The sequence below is a fragment of the Streptomyces sp. NPDC020489 genome (assembly GCF_044386545.1).
Taxonomy (GTDB): Bacteria; Actinomycetota; Actinomycetes; order Streptomycetales; family Streptomycetaceae; genus Streptomyces.
The window spans coordinates 561095-580878 of sequence record NZ_JBIRUZ010000001.1 but is presented as its reverse complement, the minus strand read 5'-3'; the positions used below and the strand labels follow the sequence as shown (position 1 = coordinate 580878).

Here is a 19784-nt window from a genome sequence, read left to right as displayed (position 1 = left end):
CCGGGCGCGGTGACTACCCCGGGATCAGTCCGTCGTCGCTGAGCAGGTCCCGGACCTCCTGGAGGGTGGCGTCCGGGGAGGGGAGGATGAGGTCCGAGGGTTCGAGGGCGTCGTCGGGCAGCGGTTCGCCCAGCTCCCGGACCTTGGACAGCAGGGCCTCGAAGGTGCGGCGGAAGCCGGGGCCGTCGCCGTTGTCCATCTCGGCCAGCAGTTCGTCGTCCAGTGTGTTCAGCTCGGCGAGGTGGCCGTCGGCCAGCCTCACCTGCCCCTCCCCCATGATCCTGACGATCATGTCGCCCTCCTGAGGCGTGGGTCCTACTGCTTGTCGAAGCGCGGGGTGTCCTGCGGCTGCTGCTGGGACTGCGGCCGGCCGGTGCCGCCCTCGATCGCCTGCTGGGACGACCCTCCGGCGAGCTCGGCCTTCATGCGCTGCAGTTCCAGCTCCACATCCGTACCACCGGAGAGCCGGTCCAGCTCGGCCTGGATGTCGTCCTTGCGCATGCCGGACTGGTCGTCGAGGGCGCCGGAGGCGAGCAGCTCGTCGATCGCGCCGGCCCTCGCCTGGAGCTGGGCGGTCTTGTCCTCGGCACGCTGGATGGCCATGCCGACGTCGCCCATCTCCTCGGAGATGCCGGAGAACGCCTCGCCGATGCGGGTCTGCGCCTGGGCCGCGGTGTAGGTGGCCTTGATGGTCTCCTTCTTGGTGCGGAAGGCGTCGACCTTGGCCTGGAGCCGCTGGGCCGCCAGGGTGAGCTTCTCCTCCTCGCCCTGGAGCGTCGCGTGCTGGGTCTCGAGGTCCGTCACCTGCTGCTGGAGGGCGGCGCGCCGGGAGAGCGCCTCGCGGGCCAGGTCCTCACGGCCCAGCGCGAGCGCCTTGCGGCCCTGGTCCTCCAGCTTGGACGACTGCGACTGCAACTGATTCAGCTGCAGTTCCAGACGCTTGCGGGACGTGGCCACGTCGGCCACCCCGCGGCGCACCTTCTGGAGCAGCTCCAGCTGCTTCTGGTACGAGTAGTCGAGGGTTTCGCGCGGGTCCTCGGCCCGGTCAAGGGCCTTGTTCGCCTTCGCGCGGAAGATCATCCCCATACGCTTCATGACACCGCTCATGGGCTTCGCGCGCCCCCTTCTGACGGACTTCCAGCTCCAGCTCTGCGACAGAACCCACAGTACGGGCCCTGCATCCATTGACGCACTGTTCGGGGACGGATGCGCTCATCCCCAAGGACGACCGGCGAAGGCCTTGCTCCGGCGTAAGGAGTAGGTGACCTTCAGGGTGAGCGGTCGGTCACCGGACGTCCCCTCTGTCCCCCTACATGACGACTGGTGTTGCCGGATCGTTCCCCACCGGGCTGGGGTCCAACCCCGGGCACCCCGTACCCTTGGGTTTTGTGTTCCGTAGCCGCACCACCAAGGACGAGAAGGCCCCCGCCGACAAGGCGCCGGTGACCGACTCCACGCAGACCCGTCACCCCGAGGCCAAGAAGGGGCGCCCGACTCCCAAGCGGAGCGAGGCCCAGTCGCAGCGCCGCAGCGTGGCCAACACGTCGACGACGCGCAAGGACGCCGCCAAGCGCCAGCGCGAGGAGCGCCGTGCCGCGCTGGAGAAGCAGCGCCAGGCGCTGGCCGGCGGTGACGAGCGGTATCTGCCCGCGCGGGACAAGGGCCCGGTGCGCAAGTTCGCCCGCGACTTCATCGACGCGCGGTTCAACGTGGCGGAGTTCTTCCTGCCGATGGCCGTGGTCATCCTGGTGCTGAGCATGGTGCGGGTGGCCTCGCTGCAGAACATCGCGCTGCTGCTGTGGCTCGTCGTGATCGTCATGATCGTGCTCGACTCGGTCCTGACGGTCTTCCGGCTGAAGAAGAAGCTGGCCGAGCGCTTCCCCGACCAGTCCCGCAAGGGCGCGGTCGCCTACGCGCTGATGCGCTCCCTCCAGATGCGCCGGCTCCGGCTGCCCAAGCCGCAGGTCAAGCGCGGAGAGCGGCCCTGAGCACAACGCCGTTCACCGGGGGCGCGGAGGCCTGGCTGAGCAGGCTGGGCGAGCTGCGGGATGTCGTACGACAGGAGCTGGTGGCCCGGCAGCTCGACGAGCAGATAGTGGGCCGGTACCCGGTCGGGCAGCGGCTGCGCGTGCTCGACGTGGGGATGGGGCAGGGCACGCAGGCGCTGCGGCTGGCCCGGGCCGGGCATCAGGTGACCGGGCTGGAGAAGGACGCCACGATGGTCGCGGCGGCGCGGCAGGCCCTGTGCGCCGAACCGGAGGGCATCCGGGAGCGGATGCGGATCATCGAGGGGGACGGCCGGGACACCGGCGTCCACTTCCTGCCGGGCAGTTTCGACGTCGTGCTGTGCCACGGCGTGCTCATGTACGTCGAGGAGCCGGACCCGCTGCTGGCGGGGCTGGCGCGGATGCTGGCGCCGGGCGGGCTGCTGTCCCTGCTCGTGCGCAACGGCGACGCGCTGGCGATGCGGCCGGGGCTGTCGGGGGACTGGGCGGGCGCGCTCGGCGCCTTCGACACCGTCGCGTACACCAACCGGCTCGGCCTGGACGTCCGCGCGGACCGGTTGGAGACGCTCACCGCGACGCTCGCCGGGATCGGGGCACCGCTGCGCGCCTGGTACGGGGTGCGGGTGTTCACGGACACGGCGGTGGACGGGGCGCAGGTCCCGGCCGACCTGGAGTCGTTGCTGGCCGCCGAGGAGCGGGCCGGGCGGACCGAGCCGTACCGCCGGGTCGCGGCGCTGCTGCATCTGTGCGGGGTGCGGGGCTGAGGGTGCGCTCGTTCGGGTGAGCAGCGCAGGCCGGGCCGTCACCCCGTGGGGAGACTCGGGGCATGGACGCTTCCCGTACCCGTGCCCTCCGTCTCGCCGTGCCTGTCACCTCGCTCGCGTGCGCGCTGGCGCTCGTCGCCGGATGCTCGGACTCCTCGTCGAAGGCGTCGGGGTCCTCGCGCGCCGAGGCCTCGACCACGCAGGCCGCCGCGCCCGCCGCGGACGGTGATCTTCAGGCCGCCTATCTGAAGGTCATCAGGGACGTCCTGCCGTCGGTGGTGCAGATCCAGGCCTCCGGCGACCTGGGCTCCGGGGTGGTCCACGACGACAAGGGGCACATCGTCACCAACGCGCATGTCGTCGGCGACGACAAGACGTTCCGGGTGACGACCGCGAACAGCGAGGACACCCTGTCGGCCAGGCTCGTGTCCTCCTATCCGGAGCAGGATCTCGCCGTCATCAAGCTGGACAAGGTGCCGGACGGGCTGCGGGCGGCCACCTTCGCGGACTCCTCGAAGGTCGAGGTCGGGCAGATCGTGCTGGCGATGGGCTCGCCGCTGGGGCTGTCGTCCAGCGTGACGCAGGGCATCGTCTCGGCGACCGGACGGACCGTCACGGAGAGCCGCTCGGGCGGCGGTACGGGCGCGACGATCGGCGACATGGTGCAGACCTCGGCGGCCATCAACCCCGGCAACAGCGGGGGCGCCCTCGTCAACCTCGACGGGCAGGTCATCGGCATCCCGACGCTCGCCGCGACCGACCCCGGCCTCGGGGAGGGCGCGGCGCCCGGGATCGGGTTCGCGATCCCCTCGTCGATGGTGCGGACGGTCGCCGACCAGATCGTCAAGGACGGCAAGGTCACCGACTCGGGCCGGGCCGCGCTCGGCATCACCGCCCGTACGGTCGTGGACGACGACTACCGGGCCGCCGGCGTCGCGGTCGTCGAGGTGAAGAGCGGGGACGCCGCCGACCGGGCGGGCATCGAGGCCGGGGACGTCATCACCCGGCTCGGTGGCACGGACATCACGACGATCACGTCCCTGTCCGAGGCGCTGGCGGCGAAGAGGCCGGGCGACAAGGTGAGGGTGACGTACACGCGCGACGGTGCCGAGCGGACGGCGGACGTGACGCTGGGCGAGCAGTAGGGACGACGAAGGGGCGGCCACAGCCGTGGCCGCCCCCTGCCGGTCGAGGGGCCTACGCCTCCTCGGGGTGCAGGCTCATCGGCCCGTAGATCTTCGCGCTGTCCTCGAACAGGTGCACCTGGTCCGCGCCGCCCTCGGCGAGGTCCTTCCAGTACTCGCCGATCCAGGACTCGGCATCCCCCTGCGTGGTGAACTCCTCGGGCTGCACCGCGGGCTGGACCTCCGTCCCGTCGGCCTTCTCGAACCGCCACGTCCATGCCGCCATGTACGCCTCCTCGCTCCGCTGGGTCAGGCCGTGATCAACATACGGTAGTCGGTCGGGTGCGGTTCGCGTGCGGCCGGTGGCGGGGTTCCCCGCGACCCCGGGGCACCCCAGCGCGCGCAAGATCAGCGGCGACCGGTGAAAATCGAGCCGTGGAACTGACTCTCCTTGGCACCGGCGCCCCCTCGGGGCTCCCCCGCCCCGACTGTCCCTGCGCCGCCTGTGCCGTCGCTCTCGGCCCTGACGCCCGGGCGGCCACCGCGCTGCTCGTCGACGGGGCGCTGCTGCTGGATCTGACGCCCGGGGCGGCGTTCGCGGCGGCGCGTGCCGGGCATTCCCTGGGGCAGGTGCGGCAGGTGCTGCTGTCGCATCCGCACGACGGGCCGGCCGTGGAGGTGCCCGCGGGGCTGCCGCAGCCGGCGCGGGTGCCGGACGGGCGGGAGTTGGCGCTGCTGACGGGGCATCGGGTGCGGGCGGTGGCGATGGACGCGCCCGGCACCGGGTACGCGGTGACCGGCCCGGACGGGCAGCGGCTGCTCTATCTGCCGCCCGGGGGCGCTCCGGCGGGCCTGGAGGAGAACTCCGGGGACGGCTACGACATGGTCCTCGCCGACGTCGTGGGGCGGCCGGACGCGCTCGCCAAGCTGCGGGCGGTCGGCGCGGTGGGGCCGACCACCGACGTCGTCGCCGTGCATCTCGACCACGACGTGCCGCCGGGCGCCGAGTTGCGGCGCCGGCTCGCGGCGGCGGGCGCCCGGGCCGTGCCGGACGGCACGACGCTGACCGTGGGCGCCTTCGAGGACGTACCCGACGTGCCGCGGCGGACGCTGGTGCTGGGCGGGGCGCGGTCGGGGAAGTCGGTGGAGGCGGAGCGGCGTCTGGAGGCTTTCGCGGACGTGCTGTACGTGGCCACGGGCGGCACCCGCGACGGGGACGGCGAGTGGGCGGCGCGGGTGAGCGCGCACCGGGACCGGCGGCCCGGTTCCTGGCGTACGACCGAGACCTGCGACCTCGTGCCGTTGCTCGCCGACGACGGGCCGCCGCTGCTGGTCGACTGTCTGTCGCTGTGGCTGACGGACGCCATGGACGCCGTCGGCGCGTGGGACGACGCGGAGTGGGCCGGCGGCGGGGAGCGGGCGCTGAGGGAGCGCGTACGGGAGTTGACGCGGGCGGTGCGGGCGACCCGGCGGACCGTGGTCGCCGTGTCGAACGAGGTGGGGTCGGGGATCGTGCCGGCCACCGCCTCCGGGCGCCGCTACCGGGACGAACTCGGGCGCCTGAACGCGGCGTTCGCCGACGAGTGCGAGCAGGTGGTGCTGGTGGTGGCCGGTCAGGCGGTGGTGCTACGCGGGTGAGGGTGCCCGGCGCGCGACGAGGCGGGTCGTCCCGGACAGCCGGTCGAGGAGGGGGTGGCGGCGGGTCGGGACGATCGCGCAGTGCAGGGCGGCGAGTTCCGCGCGCAGGGCGTCCGCCGCGGCCGCGGTGGTCTCCAGGAGCAGGTGACCGCCGGGACGCAGCAGGGTCAGGGCGGCGTCGAGGCCGTCGGTGGAGTGCCGCATGCTGACCACGTCGTAGCGCGCGGCCAGGACCCGGGTGAGGTGCGGGTCCGTGAGGTCGCCGACGTACGCCTCGTCGATGCGTTCGGCGTCCCAGGCCGGCAGGACGCGGGGGGTGGGGTCGAGGCCGTCGAAGGACGTGTAGGGGAAGAGCCGTCTGGCCGCCGCCGGGAAGCGGGCGTCGCCGGTGCCCACGTCCAGCCAGCTCTCCGGTTCGGGGTCGACGCGCTGGACCGCGCGGGCCGTCGAGCGGTGCCGGCGTCTTTCGTCGAGGTCGCGGAGAAGGGTGCGCAGGCGGTGCATGGGGGCTCCCTGAGACGTCCGACAATTCGCTTCAAAACGGAACGTATGGGATCTCCTTCCCGGGAGCAACGACGTCCGGGGCGCGTGGTGACCGGGGGACGCCGTGCTGTTCGATCGGTGCCGGTACTGTTCGGCGAATGAGCTCGCTTAATCTCGACGACTTCACCGATCTGATCGAGCGCCCCGACGGCGGGGTGCGCCGGGACGCGGAGGCGCGCCGGGAGCGCCAGATCGTGCCGCCCGGGTCGCTGGGCCGCCTGGACGACCTGGGCGAGTGGCTGTCGGCGGCGCAGTCCGCGGTGCCGGTGCGGCCGATCGAACGGCCCCGGGTGGTGCTCTTCGCCGGCGACCACGGCGTGGCGGAGCTGGGTGTCTCGGCCCGACCTGCGGGCAGCGCCGGGGAGTTGGTGCGCGAGGTCCTGGAGGGCGGGCGACCGGTGTCGGTGCTCGCGCGGCGACTCGGGGTGCCGGTGCGGGTCGTCGACATGGCACTGGACTGCGACCCGGCATCGCTGCCGGGCGAGGTCGCGCGACACCGGGTGCGGCGCGGCAGCGGCCGTATCGACGTCGAGGACGCGCTGACCCTTCAGGAGGCGGAGGCCGCGTTCCGGGCCGGGGTCGCGGTGGCCGACGAGGAGGCCGACTCCGGTACGGACCTGGTGGTGCTCGGCGATGTGAGCGTCGGCGGGACGACGGCTGCGGGCGTGCTGGTCGCCGCGCTGTGCGGGACCGACGCGTCGGTGGTGACCGGGCGTGGCGGGCTGGCCATCGACGACCTCGCCTGGATGCGCAAGTGCGCGGCGATCCGCGACGCGCTGCGGCGGGCCCGGCCGGTGCTCGGGGACCAGTTGCAGCTGCTGGCCACGGTGGGCGGGGCGGATCTCGCGGCGATCACCGGGTTCCTGTTGCAGAGCGCGGTGCGCAAGCTGCCGGTCGTGCTGGACGGGGTCGTGGTCGCCGCCTGTGCGCTGGTCGGGCAGCGGATCGCCTTCCGGGCGCCGGACTGGTGGCTGGCCGCGCACGACAGCGGCGAGCCGGGCCAGGCCAAGGCCCTGGACCGGATGGCCCTGGAGCCACTGTTGCAGCACGGGGTGACGGTCGGGGAGGGCGCGGGCGGACTGCTGGCGCTGCCGTTGGTGCAGGCCGCGGCGGCGCTGGCCGCCGAGCTGCCCGAGCGGGCGCCGGCCGTCGAGGTGGACGTGGAGGAGCCGGAGAAGCAGGAGTAGCTCCGGCCGATCGGCCCCGGGCGCCCCTATGATCGCGACGCATGGGGCATGCCCGATTCATCACCCGATACCGGGAGATCCAGGTCACTCGGGCGGCGCTCAACTCCACGGTCTGCGGATCGGTCTTCCCCGGTGGAGAGCACCTGGAGACGCGCCGATGACCTGGATCGCCCGCTGGGCCCGTGCCGAATGGGGGCCGCTGTACGCCACCGTGCGCGGGCCGCTGCTGCGGCGGCGGTGGCGGGCGGTGCCGATGGCGATCGGGGCCGTGTGTCTGACGGCGGCGCTCCAGTTCACGCAGAACCAGCCGTGGGGCCACGGGTTCGTGCAGGACGTCGGGGCCGTGCGCGCGGAGGACCCGCTGTGGCTCGCGCTGCTGCGCACACCCCTGTCGCTGTTCGTACCGGCGCCGGACCTGCCGGTGTGGGGCGCGTTGGCGCAGATCCTGGTCGTGTTCGGCATCGCGGAGATCTGCCTGGGCTGGTGGCGCGCGCTCGCCCTCGCCTACGCCGCCACCCTCGCCGGCACGCTCTACGCCCGCCTCGGCATCTGGCTGGGCCCCGACAGCCCGATCGGCCTGCCGGCCTCGGACGCGCGGGTGGTGGACACCGGGCCCTCGGCGGCCGTCGTGGGGCTGGCGGTGTTCGTCGCCTGGCGCTGTCGGGCGTACGCCACCGCGGGGGTCGTGATCGTCGCGATGGTCGTGGAGGTGCTGCTCAAGGACAACCTCGCGGGCAAGGAGCACCTGGCGGCGATCGCGGCGGTGCTGGTGCTGTGCGGGATCCGCGGACTGCGTCACCGCCGCGCCGACAACGCGTCGGGCTTGCCCCCGATCAGGTCCTGAAGCCTGCGACGGGGGCCCGCCCAGCGGCGGTCGTGGTGGTAGGCGCGCAGGGTGGCCCTGGCGCGAGCCCGCGGTCTGCGCCGGTAGAAGCGGCGGGCCCAGGGCGAGCCCGGGCGGGCCAGCCGGACGAGGCCGATCAGGCCGACGAGCGGGACGATCACGCTGAAGATCGCCATCCGGGCCTTGCCCTTGGCCAGGACGGCCAGGGCGAAGACGAAGTTGACCACCACGGTCGAGACGACGTTCGCGCGGCCCTGGGCCTCCTCCTGGCTCAGGTCGTTGACGCCGAACGGCGAGAAGCCCGACAGCACCAGCCCGACCAGGGCCGCGGTGAGGACGACCACCTCCACGCTCTTGCGGCCCTCCTCCGTCCAGTAGACGTCGTCGAGGTGCAGGATCAGCGCGAACTCGTCCAGCACCAGGCCCGCCCCGACCCCGAACAGCACCGCGCACACGCCCGCCCCGAACCCGTGCCGCCCGCTGGCGACGGCACCGAAGCCGCCGACCACGCTCAGGACGACCCCGGGGACCACGTGGTGGATGTGCACCCCACCGGTGCTGATGTTGCCGAAGGGTCCCTTGCCGGCGCGGATGAGGCGGGTGACGAGCCGGGTGACCAGGAAGGTGACGACGAACGCGGTCAGGGCGAGGAGCAGCGGCAGCTTGCCCGGCTCGATGATGTTCCGCTGCAACCAATGTCCCATAAGCGCACTTTATCCAGGGGTGGCTCCGGCGCGTTCCTGACCGCCGGGTAACCTCGCCGGATGCCCGCGCCCTCTTCCACCCCCTGGCCCGACGGCCTCCGCTTCGCCTTCGGCACCCTCACCGTGCTGCCGGTGAAGGTGACCCGCTGGGATCGTGACGCGGCCCGCGGGGGGATGCTGTGCGCCCCGCCGGCGGGGCTGGTGGTGGGTGCCTTCGCGGCGCTGGTCGGCGTCGCGCTGCTCGCCCTGGGCGCGCATCCGCCGCTCGCCGCGGTCGGCTCCGCCGCGGTGCCCGCGGCCCTGACCCGGGGTCTGCATCTCGACGGCCTCGCGGACACGGCCGACGGCCTCGGCAGCGGCAAGCCCGCCGAGGACGCGCTGCGGATCATGAAACAGTCCGACATCGGGCCGTTCGGGGTCATCACGCTGGTCCTCGTGCTGCTCGCGCAGGTGGCCGCGCTGACCCAGGCGTACGACGCCTCCTGGGCCCACGGCGCGCTGGCCGCCGTCGTCTCGGCGACGACGGCCCGGCTCGCGCTCACCCTGGCGGCCCGCGCGGGGGTGCCGCCCGCCCGCCCGGAGGGGCTGGGAGCGGCGGTCGCCGGAGTGGTCCCGGCGACGGGCGCGGCCGTCGCCACCGTGGCGGTCGTGCTCGCGGCCGCGGGGACGGGGGCCCTGCTCGGGCCGTACGACGCCGTCCGCGCGGGCGCCGCGGTCCTCGCCGCGCTCGCCGTCGCGGAACTCCTGCTGCGGCACTGCACCCGGCGCTTCGGCGGCATCACCGGCGACGTGTTCGGCGGGCTCGCGGAGACGGCGGCGACGACCGCGCTCGTGGTGCTGTCGCTGGGGTCCTAGTGCCGCGGCCCTAGCAGGCTCGGCGCCACACCCCCAGGTCGTACTTCTTCAGCATCGAACTCAGCCTGAGCTTCCGGGACTCGGCGCAGAAGCGGCTCGTGGGGAGTTCGTACTCCACGTGGAAGACGGCCTTGCCCGCCTTGACGAAGGGGGTGTTGGCCTCGCACTCGCCGTACTGGGCGCACTGTTCGTTGACCGCGAAGTCGAAGTCGCCGACCAGGTCCGGGATCTGGGCCAGGTCGTTCTTCAGGCCGACCGCCATGCCCCGTTCGTGGGCCAGCCTCGCGATCAGGCGGTTGTAGCGGAGCTGGTCGGCGGCCTTCAGGGGGAAGCCGGTGCGGTTGGCGTAGCCGTCCATGTTGTCGGGCTCGACCGCGTCGAAGCCCTTCTCGCGGCACATGTCCAGGCGGTCCGCCATCAGCGGTTCCAGCACGTCGGTCGCGCGGATGTCGAGCCAGCGCTCGCCCTCCCAGCCGTTGCCGCGCCCCAGCACCGACGTGGGGAACTTCTTCGCGTCGGGCCGCCAGTCCTCCCAGGCGCCTGTGGACAGGTAGCAGATCACCTTGCGGCCCTCGCGGTGCAGGGCGCTGACCGTCGAGCGGGGCTGGTCGAAGCCGTCGATGTCGTAGACGGGCACGTCGACGGAGGTGTCGATCGTCCGGCCGCTCAACTGCCACTGCCAGTCCAGGCCCGGCGTCGGCTGCCAGCGCGTGCCGGGTTTCGCGTCGGGGCCGCCGGTCGTGCAGGCGGCCAGCAGGAGCAGGGGGACCAGCCAGAAAACGCGTCTCACCGAGCGGGCTCCAGAGTGGAAGGCAACGTACCCCAGGGATGATCCCCCATCCCCGGCACCGCGCAGTACAGGTCCACCCCTGGCGCCGCCGCCAGGTCGACGCCGTCCGGGACGCCGTACACCAGGTGGCACAGCCGGACGCCCGTGCCGCCGGGCCAGGGCCGCGGGGGCTGCTCGCGGTACGTCGCCCAGGTGCCCTCGAAGGTGACCAGGACGTCGGCGACGCGGGCGTACGAGGGGTGCGGTGTGGTGCCGTGGTTCAGGACGAGGGTGCCGCGGACGGCGGTGGCGAGCCGCCGGTAGTAGGCGCACTCCTCGGGGCCCGAGGCGACCTGGTCCAGGAAGGCGCCGTCCGTGCCGTACCAGTCGCGGTGGCGCGCGAGATCGCGGGCCACGTCGGCGGGCGGCCGGCGGGCGTAGTCGGTGTCGGCGTACCCCAGCACCCGTACGCCCGCTCCACGCAGCCGCCCGGAGACCTCGGCGAAGGCCTCGTCGGGCCGGTCGCCGGGGCCGCTGGCCGGGTTCAGGACCACCGCGTACAGGCGGGGCGCCGCCGCGATGACCGCCTCCCATTCGGCGGGGCGGACGGACGGGTGCTCGTAGTACGGCAGCAGGAGCGTGCTCATCGGTGGGCCGTCGCCCTTCCCAGCAGGGCGCAGACCAAGGTGGCCTGGGCCGCCGCGGCCGCCGCGTGGACGGACAGGGCCGCCCAGTCGCCCGCGTGGGTCAGCACGGCCAGGGTCTGGGCCAGGGCCGCGGCGCAGCAGACCGCTGTCGCGGTGAGGATGGCGCCGAAGGACTGGAGCAGCAGGCCGGTCCACAGGACCACGCCGAGCAGGAGCAGGGCGGTCAGGCGGGTGGCGGTGACGCCGGGGGCCTGCGGCCACAGGGCGGACATCGCGAGGCTGAGGGCGAGGAGGGCGGCCAGGTAGACGGTCAGGCATGCCGCGACCGTGCGGGTGGTGGCGCGCGAGAAGGCCTTCGGGGTGCTGGTGTTGCGCAGGCCCGCGAGGGCGCTGCTGCGGAAGCGGTGCAGGAGGTACTCGGCCGGTCCCATGCTGAGGGTCAGGGCGACGGCGGCGAGGGGGTCACCGAGGGCGGCGTGGAGGACCAGGACGCCGCTGCCCAGGCCGAAGAGGGCGTACGGGAGGGATGCGGAGAGGCGGGGGCCCATGGTCGTTCGTCGGCTGCGGCCTCGTCGTGGCCGGTCGCGCGGCTCCCCGCGCCCCTCGGGTGCGTCGCCCCTCGGCACGACGTCCCGGAGGGCCAGGACCGCCACCGCCGTCAGGGAGCCCAGCAGCAGGACGACGCTCACCGCGGCCGGCAGGGGGTGGAGCAGGGTCAGGGCCGCGCCCGCCGCCATCGGCGACAGGGCCAGCAGCAGCGCGCGTTCACGGGCGAGGACCAGGAGGACCGTGGAGGCGCCCAGGTACAGGGACTGGCCGGCCGCGAAGGCCGGCCCCGACAGGTCTCCGGGGCTCGCCACGAGCAGGGCCGCCAGGACCCCGAGCACCGTGCCCGCCGGCGCCCCCAGGAGCAGGCTGCGTCTGGCCGCCGCACGGTCGCCCAGGCCCAGCCAGGAGTACGCGCGGTGGGCGAGGCCCTGGTTCCAGGTCCAGCCGACCAGGGCGCCGGCCAGCAGGGGGATCGTGCCGACCGGGAGGCCGTGGTCCCTGGGGCCGGTCAGCAGGGGGGCGCCCAGGACGTAGGCGAGGCCGGGCAGGGCGAAGACCACGCCGCGCAGGAGGCAGCCCAGCAGGCCCACCTGCCAGGGGTCGTGGAACGGGCCGTCCGGTTCGGGATAGCGGCGCTCGACCCTCTCGTACAGCTCCTCGGCGAGCGCGAAGGAGTTCTTGACGCCGTACCGCTCGCGTATCTGGTCGTCGGACAGGCCGTCGGACTCCAGCAGCGCGGCTATCTCGTCGGGGTGGACGGCGGCGGCCACGAAGTCGTCGAGGCGCTCGGCCAGCGCGTCGACCGGGTCGGGCTGGGCCCAGCTCGGGGTGCGCTGCCGGGGGATGCCGGGCACGGTGTCGGGGCGGGCGCCCGGGGGCAGCCAGACGGAGCCGCTCACCAGCCGGTCCCGTCCGTGGCGACGGCCGCGTACCAGGGGTCGCGCAGTTCCAGGGTCCAGTCGGCGACGGTCTCGACGGTGGGCTCGTACACCTCGGGCAGGCCCGCCAGTTCCTGGTAGATCGTCCGGAAGTTGTCCACCGAGCGGCGCAACGTGAAGCGGTCGATCACCCGCTGGCGTGACAACTCGCCCAGTCTCAGGCGCCGTTCGTCGTCCCTGAGCAGGGTCAGGGCCGCCGCGGCCAGCTTCTCCGGCTCGCGCGGGGGCACCACCAGTCCGGTGTCGCCGACGGCCTCGCGCACTCCCCCGACGTCCGTGGAGACCGTCGTACGGCCGCAGGACATGGCCTCGATGATCGAGAAGGGGAATCCTTCGGAGATCGACGACAGCATGACGACATGGCCGGCCGCGTACGCCCGCCACACCTCGCTGATGCGGCCCTCGAAGGTGAGGCCGTCGGTGACCCCGAGTTCGGCGGCGAGCTTCTCCAGGCGGGTGCGGTACTCCTCGCCGCCGGGCGGGACCGGCCCGAAGAGCCTGAGCCTGGTCTCGGGCAGCTCGGCGCGGACCATGGCGTAGGAACGGATCAACGTCTCCAGGTCCTTGATGGGGTCGACGCGCCCGCACCAGGTCAGGGTGGGGACCTCGGGCTCGGGGCCGGCGTGCGGGAAGGCGGCGGGGTCGACGCCGTTGTAGACCGTGCGGATCTTGTCGCTGTCGGCGCCGCCGCGCTCCTCCCAGCGGCGGTTGTACTGGTTGCAGGGGGTGATCAGGTCGGCCGCGCGGTAGCCCAGGGAGTTCAGCTCGCGGTAGAAGCCGAGCATGAACGCCTTCACCGGCCAGCGCTGGGAGTCGGAGCGATAGCCGAGATAGCGCTCGCGCAGGTAGATGCCGTGCTCGGTGAGGAGGAACGGCACGCCGTCCAACCGGTGGGCGGCGAGGGCCGGGAGGGTGGCGAGGCCGCTGCTCACGGCGTGCGCGACCGAGTCCTCGGGGACGCGGACGCCGAGCGGGCGCAGGGCGTGCTCCAGCAGGTCGGTCGCGGTGAGCGCGTCGTGGACGGTGGGGCGGGCCGCGGCCGTCGGCAGGTGCGGCATCGTCCATATCCACATCAGGGAGCGCAGGGCCGCCTCGGTGCGCAGGGCCGCCGACAGCCGTCCGTCGCGGGCGAGGTGGGCCAGCTCGTCCAGGGCCTCACCGAAGTCGCAGGAGGTCTCGGGGTCCAGGAAGGACAGCAGGAAGCGCTCGTAGGCCTCGATGAAGCGGCGTCTTGCCCTGCCGCGCGGGGCGTGTCCGCGGCCCGGGCACGGGCCCCAGGTGGGCACCGAGGTGTGGCGGTAGACGTTGGGCGGCAGCTCCCACGTCACGGGTTCGCGGCCGCTCCCGGTGAGCGACAGGATGTGGAAGTCGACCTCCGGCATGCCCTTGACGAGCTGGTCGCACCAGGTGCTGACGCCGCCGTGGACATGTGGATAGGTGCCTTCGGTGAGCATGGTGACGTGTCGGCCCGTACGCATGGGCGTGCGGTTCCCCCCTGTTCGCGGAATGTGTGGGGGGAACTGCGCGAGGGTGGCCGACCGCGGGTGCGTCGTGGCGTGTCGCGCAGTTCCCCGCGCCCCTGAGAAGAGGGGCGCTGCTGCTCTACGGCAGCTTCAGAGTGACCGCGCTCTGCAGCGCCTCCGGCGTGGTCCAGGCCGAGCGCCTGCCCGCGTACGGGGTTCCGAACGCGTTGGTGCCGAGCAGGAGTTGCTTCCTCGTGCCCTCCGGAACCGTGACCGGGATCTGGGTCCCGCCCGGTGCCGTGATCGTCACCGTCGTGCCGATCCGGTACGCCGTCACCTTGCCGGAGGCCACGGCGGCCTGCCAGGCGGCGCGGCGCTGGAGCTCGGTGCCGACCGCGGTCTGCGACAGGTTCTGGACCGGGGTGTTGTCGGCGAACAGCGCCCGGTAGTCGGTGAGGACCTTGGTCATGACCGGGTACAGGGTCCGGTCCTCGGCCAGGTTCGACTGGTGGGCGTAGTGCGGGCGCGGGTCGTTGGCGATGGCGTGGCCGAGCGCGGTGCGGGCCTCCAGCGGGACGATGTAGGAGCGGTAGCCGGTGGCCGGGTCGAGCGGCTCGGGCAGGCAGGTGGAGGACGGGTTGTTCTCGCAGACGCCGCTGCCGCCGTCGGCCTTGGACGTGTAGATCCAGTTGTACTCGTCGGCCATCTCGGCGTCGGTGCCCACGTTGTAGTACACGTTCATCGGGTAGCGCGGCACGGTCCTGGTGCTGCCGATGGAACGCTGGTCCGGCTCACGGGAGTTGTCGGAGGCGGTCCATTTGATGGCGTTGTCGGCGAGGGCGCCGGCGAGGTTGGGGTTGTCGGCCGGCTGCTGCGGCAGGGTCTTCAGGCCCGAGTGCTCGCCGGTGACCAGCTCACCGCGGGTCATCGGAAGGCCCTTGGCGGCACCCCAGTTGTAGTTGTCGCGGATCTCCGCGGAGATGTCGGCCCGGCTCATGTACCGGGTCGAGCCGTCGGCGTTCTTCGCGCAGCTCCACGGCACCGTGGCGGTGTCCTGGACACAGCCGAGGAACTGGTGCGTGTAGGTGTGGTTGATCCAGCGGTACTTGGCCTTGTCGGCGAGCAGTTGGGCGGCGAGGGCGTCCGTGCCGCCGTTCTCGGTCTTCCACTGCTCGCCCGAGCCCGCGTTGTAGACCATGTCGAGCGTGAAGCCCTGTTCCTGCTGCCACTGGGCGGCGTAGGCCGCGTCGGCGGCGGTCATCCGGATCGGGGTGGTCCCCTCGCCGTCGCCGCCCGCGCAGTCGAAGTCGCCCGGGGTGCAGTTGCGTGCGGTGTCCCAGCGGCTGTCGGGGGCGAAGACGTCGTCGACGTGGACGGCGAAGTAGTTGCGGGCCTGCCCGAGGTGGACGCCCTGGGTGAGCCACTCGACGATGCCGCGCGCCAGCACCCGGAACTGCTGCTGGTACTGGTTGTAGGCGAAGGTCACCACCAGCTCGCGGCGCCCGTCGTGGGCGTACTCGCCGATCAGGCTGCCGCGGCCCGCGGCGCCGGGCACGGCCGTGTCGACGTAGCTGGTGAAGCCGCTGCCGGGGGTCGCGACGTAGCCGTAACTCTCCATCACGGAGGGGGAGTTGTCCTCGAAGGCGAGGGCGCCGTCGAGATAGCCGAAGAATCCCGACTTCCCCGCGGCGGTGACGTCCGCCTCCTGCCCGTCCAGCGAGCCGGAGTAGCTGCTGTACTCCAGGCCGACCCCCGGGTGGGCCCAGGTGTAGGCGTCGACCTGCGGGATGCCGTAGGTCTTCTCGTAGGCCTCCAGCGCGGTCTGCTCGGCCGAACCGGCGCCGAACGGGGCCTCGTTGGGCAGCACCACGCCCTGGTACCGCGCCCGGGGCGTGCCGTTGACGGTGTCGCTGAGGAACGTCGCCGTGATGGTCGGGCGGTTCGCGTCGTTCAGGTCGACCGTGGTGTACGGGACGCCCGTGCTCCGCAGCTGGGCGGTGATGGCCTGGACCGGACTGTCGCCGTTGTCCACGACCAGAACCTTGAGATCGACGCGGGGCGTCGTGGCGGCCGCCGCGCTTGGTGCTCCGAGCCCCAACGCCACCAGTCCGGCGGCTGTCAGGGCAGCGGTCGCGCCCCTCCATCTGTGCGCACTCTGCGCCATTATGTGTGTCCTCCCCCAGAAGATCCCCTTGGGGCAAACCCGAGGAGGATCAGTGGAAATCATGCAAAGCGGCGAGCGAGACGCCCGCCGGAACACGACGAGTGTGACTGAGGTCACCGGGAGTGAGGATCGAGAAGTGGCCATGACGCCACTCACAGGTGAACGTCCGTAGGAATGAGCGAACCAGCCACACGCGCGTAGGCTCGTGCCGGGTGTTCATCGACGGGGTGAAGGCCCCGGTCGATGCCGCCCCGGCACACAGATCCCGGGTCGGCCGTCGGGCCCGGTCGACCCACCCGCACCGCCAACTGAACTTCACATCGGAAGCGAGAATTCACCACCGTGACTGCTCTCACTCTCAGCACCTCCGCGGCGCCCGGCCTGCGGGCCGACGCGATCGTGATCGGTGTCGCCAAGGGCACGGCGTCCAAGGCCGGGGCCCTGGTCGTCGCACCCGGCGCCGAGGCCGTGGACAAGGCCTACGACGGCAAGCTCGCCGGCGTCCTGGAGACCCTGGGTGCCGCCGGCGCGGAGGGCGAGGTGACGAAGCTGCCGGCGCCGTCCGGCTTCAAGACCCCGCTCGTGCTGGCGGTGGGGCTCGGCCCGGAGCCCGAGAAGGACTCCGCCTTCGACTCCGAGGCCCTGCGCCGCGCCGCCGGTGCCGCCGCCCGCGCCCTGACCGGCGCCAAGAAGGCCGCCTTCGCCCTGCCCCTGGCCGACGCCGCGGACGCCGGGGCGGTCGCCGAGGGCGCCCTGCTCGGCGCGTACTCCTTCGACGCGTACAAGGGGACCGCCGGCACCAAGGGCGACGCGAAGAACGGCAAGGCGCCGCTCGCCGAGGTCGTCCTGCTCGGCGGCAAGCCCCGCGACAAGGCGTACAAGGCGGCCGTCGAGCGCGCCCTGACGGTCGCCGAGGAGCTCAACCGGGCCCGTGACCTCGTCAACACCCCGCCGAACGACCTGTACCCGGAGGCCTTCGCGGCCGTCGCGCAGGCCGCGGCCAAGGAGCACGGCATCAAGGTGCAGGTGCTCGACGAGAAGGCGCTCCTCAAGGGCGGCTACGGCGGCATCCTCGGCGTCGGCGGCGGCTCGGCGACGCCGCCGCGGCTGGTGAAGCTGTCGTACACCTCCTCCAAGGCCAAGAAGCACCTCGCGTTCGTCGGCAAGGGCATCACGTACGACTCGGGCGGCATCTCGCTGAAGCCGGCCGGCCACAACGAGACGATGAAGTGCGACATGAGCGGCGCGGCCGCGGTGTTCGCGGCGGTCGTCGCCGCCGCCCGGCTCGGGCTCGAGGTCAACGTCACCGGCTGGCTGGCGCTGGCCGAGAACATGCCGTCGGGCTCCGCCGTGCGCCCGGGTGACGTGCTGCGGATGTACAGCGGCAAGACGGTCGAGGTGCTCAACACCGACGCCGAGGGCCGGCTGGTGCTCGCGGACGCGCTGTGGGCGGCCTCGGCGGAGAAGCCGGACGCGATCGTGGACGTCGCGACCCTCACCGGCGCGATGATGCTGGCGCTGGGCAACCGGACGTTCGGGATCATGGCGAACGACGACGCGTTCCGTTCCGCGGTCCACGAGGCCGCCGAGGAGGTGGGTGAGCCGGCGTGGCCGATGCCGCTGCCGGAGCACCTGCGCAAGGGCATGGAGTCCCCCACGGCGGACATCGCGAACATGGGCGAGCGCATGGGCGGAGGTCTGGTGGCCGGGCTCTTCCTGCGCGAGTTCGTGGGCGAGGGGATCACCTGGGCGCACCTCGACATCGCCGGACCGGCCTTCAACGAGGGTGGGCCGTTCGGGTACACGCCCAAGGGAGGCACGGGTACCGCTGTACGCACGCTCGTGCGGCTGGCGGAGCTGACCGCCGCGGGTGACCTGGGGTGATGTTCGCCTAAGAGCTCGGTGCCTTCGGGGAGCGGGCGACTGCGGGACCGTCGTGGCTGGTCGCGCAGTTCCCCGCGCCCCTGCGTGTCTCACCGCGACCCCCGCTCAAAGTGAGGTCCTCACAGGTGAGCGTGTGGTGTCTCACACCCCGGCCCGGCGTCTCGTTCTCCTCGGACAAGTGCGAAGATGGGGCTCGGCAGGACAGGGCCCCCACCACAGGGCCGAAGAAAGAGCGGCCGGACCCAGCCGCCGCCCGGTCACTGGAGACCGGCGTACGGCGCACATGCATGGAGGACGTGACGTGGCGAACGACGCCAGCACCGTTTTCGACCTAGTGATCCTCGGCGGTGGTAGTGGCGGTTACGCCGCGGCCCTGCGCGGGGCGCAGCTGGGGCTTGACGTCGCCCTGATCGAGAAGGACAAGGTCGGCGGTACCTGCCTGCACCGGGGATGCATCCCCACCAAGGCCCTGCTGCACGCGGGCGAGATCGCCGACCAGGCCCGCGAGAGCGAGCAGTTCGGTGTGAAGGCCACCTTCGAGGGCATCGACATCGCCGGGGTCCACAAGTACAAGGACGGCGTGATCGCCGGTCTGTACAAGGGCCTCCAGGGGCTCGTCGCCTCCCGGAAGGTCCACTACATCGAGGGTGAGGGCCGGCTGTCGTCGCCCACCTCCGTCGATGTCAACGGCCAGCGCATCCAGGGCCGTCACGTCCTGCTGGCGACCGGCTCCGTGCCGAAGTCGCTGCCGGGCCTGGAGATCGACGGCAACCGGATCATCTCCTCGGACCACGCCCTCGTCCTGGACCGCGTGCCCAAGTCCGCGATCATCCTCGGCGGCGGTGTCATCGGCGTCGAGTTCGCCTCGGCGTGGAAGTCCTTCGGCACCGAGGTCACGATCGTCGAGGGCCTGAAGCACCTGGTGCCGGTCGAGGACGAGAACTCCTCCAAGCTCCTGGAGCGCGCGTTCCGCAAGCGCGGGATCAAGTTCAACCTCGGCACCTTCTTCGAGAAGGCCGAGTACACCCAGGACGGCGTCAAGGTCACCCTCGCCGACGGCAAGGAGTTCGAGGCCGAGGTCCTGCTGGTGGCCATCGGCCGCGGCCCGGTCTCCGCCGGTCTCGGGTACGAGGAGCAGGGCGTCGCGATGGACCGCGGCTACGTCCTGGTCGACGAGTACATGCGGACGAACGTCCCCACCATCTCCGCCGTCGGCGACCTGGTCCCGACGCTCCAGCTCGCGCACGTCGGCTTCGCCGAGGGCATCCTGGTGGCGGAGCGTCTGGCCGGTCTCAAGACCGTCCCGATCGACTACGACGGTGTCCCCCGTGTGACCTACTGCCACCCGGAGGTCGCCTCCGTCGGTATCACCGAGGCCAAGGCCAAGGAGATCTACGGTGCGGACAAGGTCGTCGCTCTGAAGTACAACCTGGCGGGCAACGGCAAGAGCAAGATCCTGAACACCGCGGGCGAGATCAAGCTCGTCCAGGTCAAGGACGGTGCCGTGGTCGGCGTCCACATGGTCGGCGACCGCATGGGCGAGCAGGTCGGCGAGGCCCAGCTGATCTACAACTGGGAAGCGCTGCCGGCCGAGGTCGCCCAGCTCATCCACGCCCACCCGACGCAGAACGAGGCGCTCGGCGAGGCCCACCTGGCCCTGGCGGGCAAGCCGCTGCACGCGCACGACTGACCCTCGGTCGACCAC

At 72.6% G+C, this 19784-nt stretch carries 19 protein-coding genes; 9 read left to right on the top strand and 10 right to left on the bottom strand.

Features of this window, described 5'->3' with window-relative positions:
- Window positions 1–13: 13 nt before the first annotated feature.
- Window positions 14–292 (bottom strand): hypothetical protein, encoded by a 279-nt coding sequence (locus ACH41F_RS02600; protein WP_391229828.1) that lies wholly within the window; start codon window positions 290–292, stop codon window positions 14–16.
- Between the two features lie 23 nt (window positions 293–315).
- The gene (locus ACH41F_RS02595; protein WP_391230579.1) at window positions 316–1080 is read right to left on the bottom strand and encodes a PspA/IM30 family protein; all 765 of its coding nucleotides are present in this window, start codon (window positions 1078–1080) and stop codon (window positions 316–318) included.
- Window positions 1081–1313: 233 nt separating this feature from the next.
- On the opposite strand from ACH41F_RS02595, the gene ACH41F_RS02590 reads away from it, so the two are divergent.
- From ACH41F_RS02590 to ACH41F_RS02580, 3 genes are all read left to right on the top strand, one after another.
- Entirely contained in the window at window positions 1314–1988 is a 675-nt protein-coding gene (locus ACH41F_RS02590) for a DUF3043 domain-containing protein (protein ID WP_391229826.1), read from the top strand.
- Between the two features lie 80 nt (window positions 1989–2068).
- Complete coding sequence (locus ACH41F_RS02585) at window positions 2069–2770, top strand: methyltransferase domain-containing protein (RefSeq protein WP_391229825.1); 702 nt, start codon at window positions 2069–2071, stop codon at window positions 2768–2770.
- 62 nt (window positions 2771–2832) lie between these two features.
- On the top strand, window positions 2833–3915 hold the full coding sequence (locus ACH41F_RS02580) for a S1C family serine protease (protein ID WP_398832369.1): 1083 nt from the start codon (window positions 2833–2835) through the stop codon (window positions 3913–3915).
- A gap of 52 nt (window positions 3916–3967) precedes the next feature.
- Here the strand turns inward: ACH41F_RS02580 and ACH41F_RS02575 are convergent, their stop codons facing one another.
- On the bottom strand, window positions 3968–4180 hold the full coding sequence (locus ACH41F_RS02575; RefSeq protein ID WP_391229821.1) for a hypothetical protein: 213 nt from the start codon (window positions 4178–4180) through the stop codon (window positions 3968–3970).
- A gap of 149 nt (window positions 4181–4329) precedes the next feature.
- Here ACH41F_RS02575 and ACH41F_RS02570 point away from each other — a divergent pair, with 149 nt between their 5' ends.
- Window positions 4330–5532, top strand: coding sequence for a bifunctional adenosylcobinamide kinase/adenosylcobinamide-phosphate guanylyltransferase (locus ACH41F_RS02570; RefSeq protein WP_398832364.1), 1203 nt, complete (start codon window positions 4330–4332; stop codon window positions 5530–5532).
- On the opposite strand, the gene ACH41F_RS02565 is transcribed toward ACH41F_RS02570, so the two are convergent.
- A complete protein-coding gene (locus ACH41F_RS02565) occupies window positions 5521–6036 on the bottom strand; it encodes a methyltransferase domain-containing protein (protein WP_391229817.1) in 516 nt (171 codons plus the stop codon). The genes ACH41F_RS02570 and ACH41F_RS02565 overlap by 12 nt on opposite strands.
- A gap of 137 nt (window positions 6037–6173) precedes the next feature.
- On the opposite strand from ACH41F_RS02565, the gene cobT reads away from it, so the two are divergent.
- Window positions 6174–7262 (top strand): nicotinate-nucleotide--dimethylbenzimidazole phosphoribosyltransferase, encoded by a 1089-nt coding sequence (gene cobT, locus ACH41F_RS02560; protein ID WP_391229815.1) that lies wholly within the window; start codon window positions 6174–6176, stop codon window positions 7260–7262.
- A gap of 157 nt (window positions 7263–7419) precedes the next feature.
- Entirely contained in the window at window positions 7420–8106 is a 687-nt protein-coding gene (locus ACH41F_RS02555) for a hypothetical protein (protein WP_398832362.1), read from the top strand.
- On the opposite strand, the gene ACH41F_RS02550 is transcribed toward ACH41F_RS02555, so the two are convergent.
- Window positions 8058–8810 (bottom strand): hypothetical protein, encoded by a 753-nt coding sequence (locus tag ACH41F_RS02550; protein ID WP_398832359.1) that lies wholly within the window; start codon window positions 8808–8810, stop codon window positions 8058–8060. The genes ACH41F_RS02555 and ACH41F_RS02550 overlap by 49 nt on opposite strands.
- A 60-nt stretch (window positions 8811–8870) precedes the next feature.
- Between ACH41F_RS02550 and ACH41F_RS02545 the strand changes: the two genes are divergently transcribed.
- A complete protein-coding gene (locus tag ACH41F_RS02545; RefSeq protein WP_398832357.1) occupies window positions 8871–9665 on the top strand; it encodes an adenosylcobinamide-GDP ribazoletransferase in 795 nt (264 codons plus the stop codon).
- Window positions 9666–9675: 10 nt separating this feature from the next.
- Here the strand turns inward: ACH41F_RS02545 and ACH41F_RS02540 are convergent, their stop codons facing one another.
- The 5 genes from ACH41F_RS02540 to ACH41F_RS02520 all read right to left on the bottom strand — a co-directional run bounded on the left by ACH41F_RS02540 (window position 9676) and on the right by ACH41F_RS02520 (window position 16195).
- Complete coding sequence (locus ACH41F_RS02540) at window positions 9676–10455, bottom strand: endo alpha-1,4 polygalactosaminidase (protein ID WP_391229809.1); 780 nt, start codon at window positions 10453–10455, stop codon at window positions 9676–9678.
- The gene (locus tag ACH41F_RS02535; RefSeq protein ID WP_391229808.1) at window positions 10452–11081 is read right to left on the bottom strand and encodes a spherulation-specific family 4 protein; all 630 of its coding nucleotides are present in this window, start codon (window positions 11079–11081) and stop codon (window positions 10452–10454) included. The genes ACH41F_RS02540 and ACH41F_RS02535 overlap by 4 nt, the downstream gene beginning before the upstream one ends.
- Window positions 11078–12529, bottom strand: a complete 1452-nt coding sequence (locus ACH41F_RS02530; RefSeq protein ID WP_398832354.1) for a hypothetical protein — start codon at window positions 12527–12529, stop codon at window positions 11078–11080. The genes ACH41F_RS02535 and ACH41F_RS02530 overlap by 4 nt, the downstream gene beginning before the upstream one ends.
- A complete protein-coding gene (pelF, locus tag ACH41F_RS02525; protein ID WP_398832351.1) occupies window positions 12526–14046 on the bottom strand; it encodes a GT4 family glycosyltransferase PelF in 1521 nt (506 codons plus the stop codon). The genes ACH41F_RS02530 and pelF overlap by 4 nt, the downstream gene beginning before the upstream one ends.
- Before the next feature lie 124 nt (window positions 14047–14170).
- Window positions 14171–16195, bottom strand: a complete 2025-nt coding sequence (locus tag ACH41F_RS02520) for a hypothetical protein (protein WP_398832349.1) — start codon at window positions 16193–16195, stop codon at window positions 14171–14173.
- A 342-nt stretch (window positions 16196–16537) separates the two neighbouring features.
- On the opposite strand from ACH41F_RS02520, the gene ACH41F_RS02515 reads away from it, so the two are divergent.
- Entirely contained in the window at window positions 16538–18079 is a 1542-nt protein-coding gene (locus tag ACH41F_RS02515) for a leucyl aminopeptidase (protein ID WP_391229800.1), read from the top strand.
- Between the two features lie 301 nt (window positions 18080–18380).
- Window positions 18381–19769 (top strand): dihydrolipoyl dehydrogenase, encoded by a 1389-nt coding sequence (gene lpdA / locus ACH41F_RS02510; protein WP_391229797.1) that lies wholly within the window; start codon window positions 18381–18383, stop codon window positions 19767–19769.
- Window positions 19770–19784 lie beyond the last annotated feature (15 nt).

Coding starts and splice junctions, on each gene's coding strand:
- ACH41F_RS02550 (WP_398832359.1), bottom strand. CDS start 8,810: ATGGGACATTGGTTGCAGCGGAACATCATCGAGCCGGGCAAGCTGCCG.
- ACH41F_RS02600 (WP_391229828.1), bottom strand. CDS start 292: ATGATCGTCAGGATCATGGGGGAGGGGCAGGTGAGGCTGGCCGACGGC.
- ACH41F_RS02590 (WP_391229826.1), top strand. CDS start 1,314: ATGACGACTGGTGTTGCCGGATCGTTCCCCACCGGGCTGGGGTCCAAC.
- ACH41F_RS02535 (WP_391229808.1), bottom strand. CDS start 11,081: ATGAGCACGCTCCTGCTGCCGTACTACGAGCACCCGTCCGTCCGCCCC.
- ACH41F_RS02595 (WP_391230579.1), bottom strand. CDS start 1,080: ATGATCTTCCGCGCGAAGGCGAACAAGGCCCTTGACCGGGCCGAGGAC.
- ACH41F_RS02575 (WP_391229821.1), bottom strand. CDS start 4,180: ATGGCGGCATGGACGTGGCGGTTCGAGAAGGCCGACGGGACGGAGGTC.
- pelF (WP_398832351.1), bottom strand. CDS start 14,046: ATGCGTACGGGCCGACACGTCACCATGCTCACCGAAGGCACCTATCCA.
- ACH41F_RS02545 (WP_398832357.1), top strand. CDS start 8,871: ATGCCCGCGCCCTCTTCCACCCCCTGGCCCGACGGCCTCCGCTTCGCC.
- ACH41F_RS02580 (WP_398832369.1), top strand. CDS start 2,833: ATGGACGCTTCCCGTACCCGTGCCCTCCGTCTCGCCGTGCCTGTCACC.
- ACH41F_RS02565 (WP_391229817.1), bottom strand. CDS start 6,036: ATGCACCGCCTGCGCACCCTTCTCCGCGACCTCGACGAAAGACGCCGG.
- ACH41F_RS02520 (WP_398832349.1), bottom strand. CDS start 16,195: ATGGCGCAGAGTGCGCACAGATGGAGGGGCGCGACCGCTGCCCTGACA.
- ACH41F_RS02555 (WP_398832362.1), top strand. CDS start 7,420: ATGACCTGGATCGCCCGCTGGGCCCGTGCCGAATGGGGGCCGCTGTAC.
- cobT (WP_391229815.1), top strand. CDS start 6,174: ATGAGCTCGCTTAATCTCGACGACTTCACCGATCTGATCGAGCGCCCC.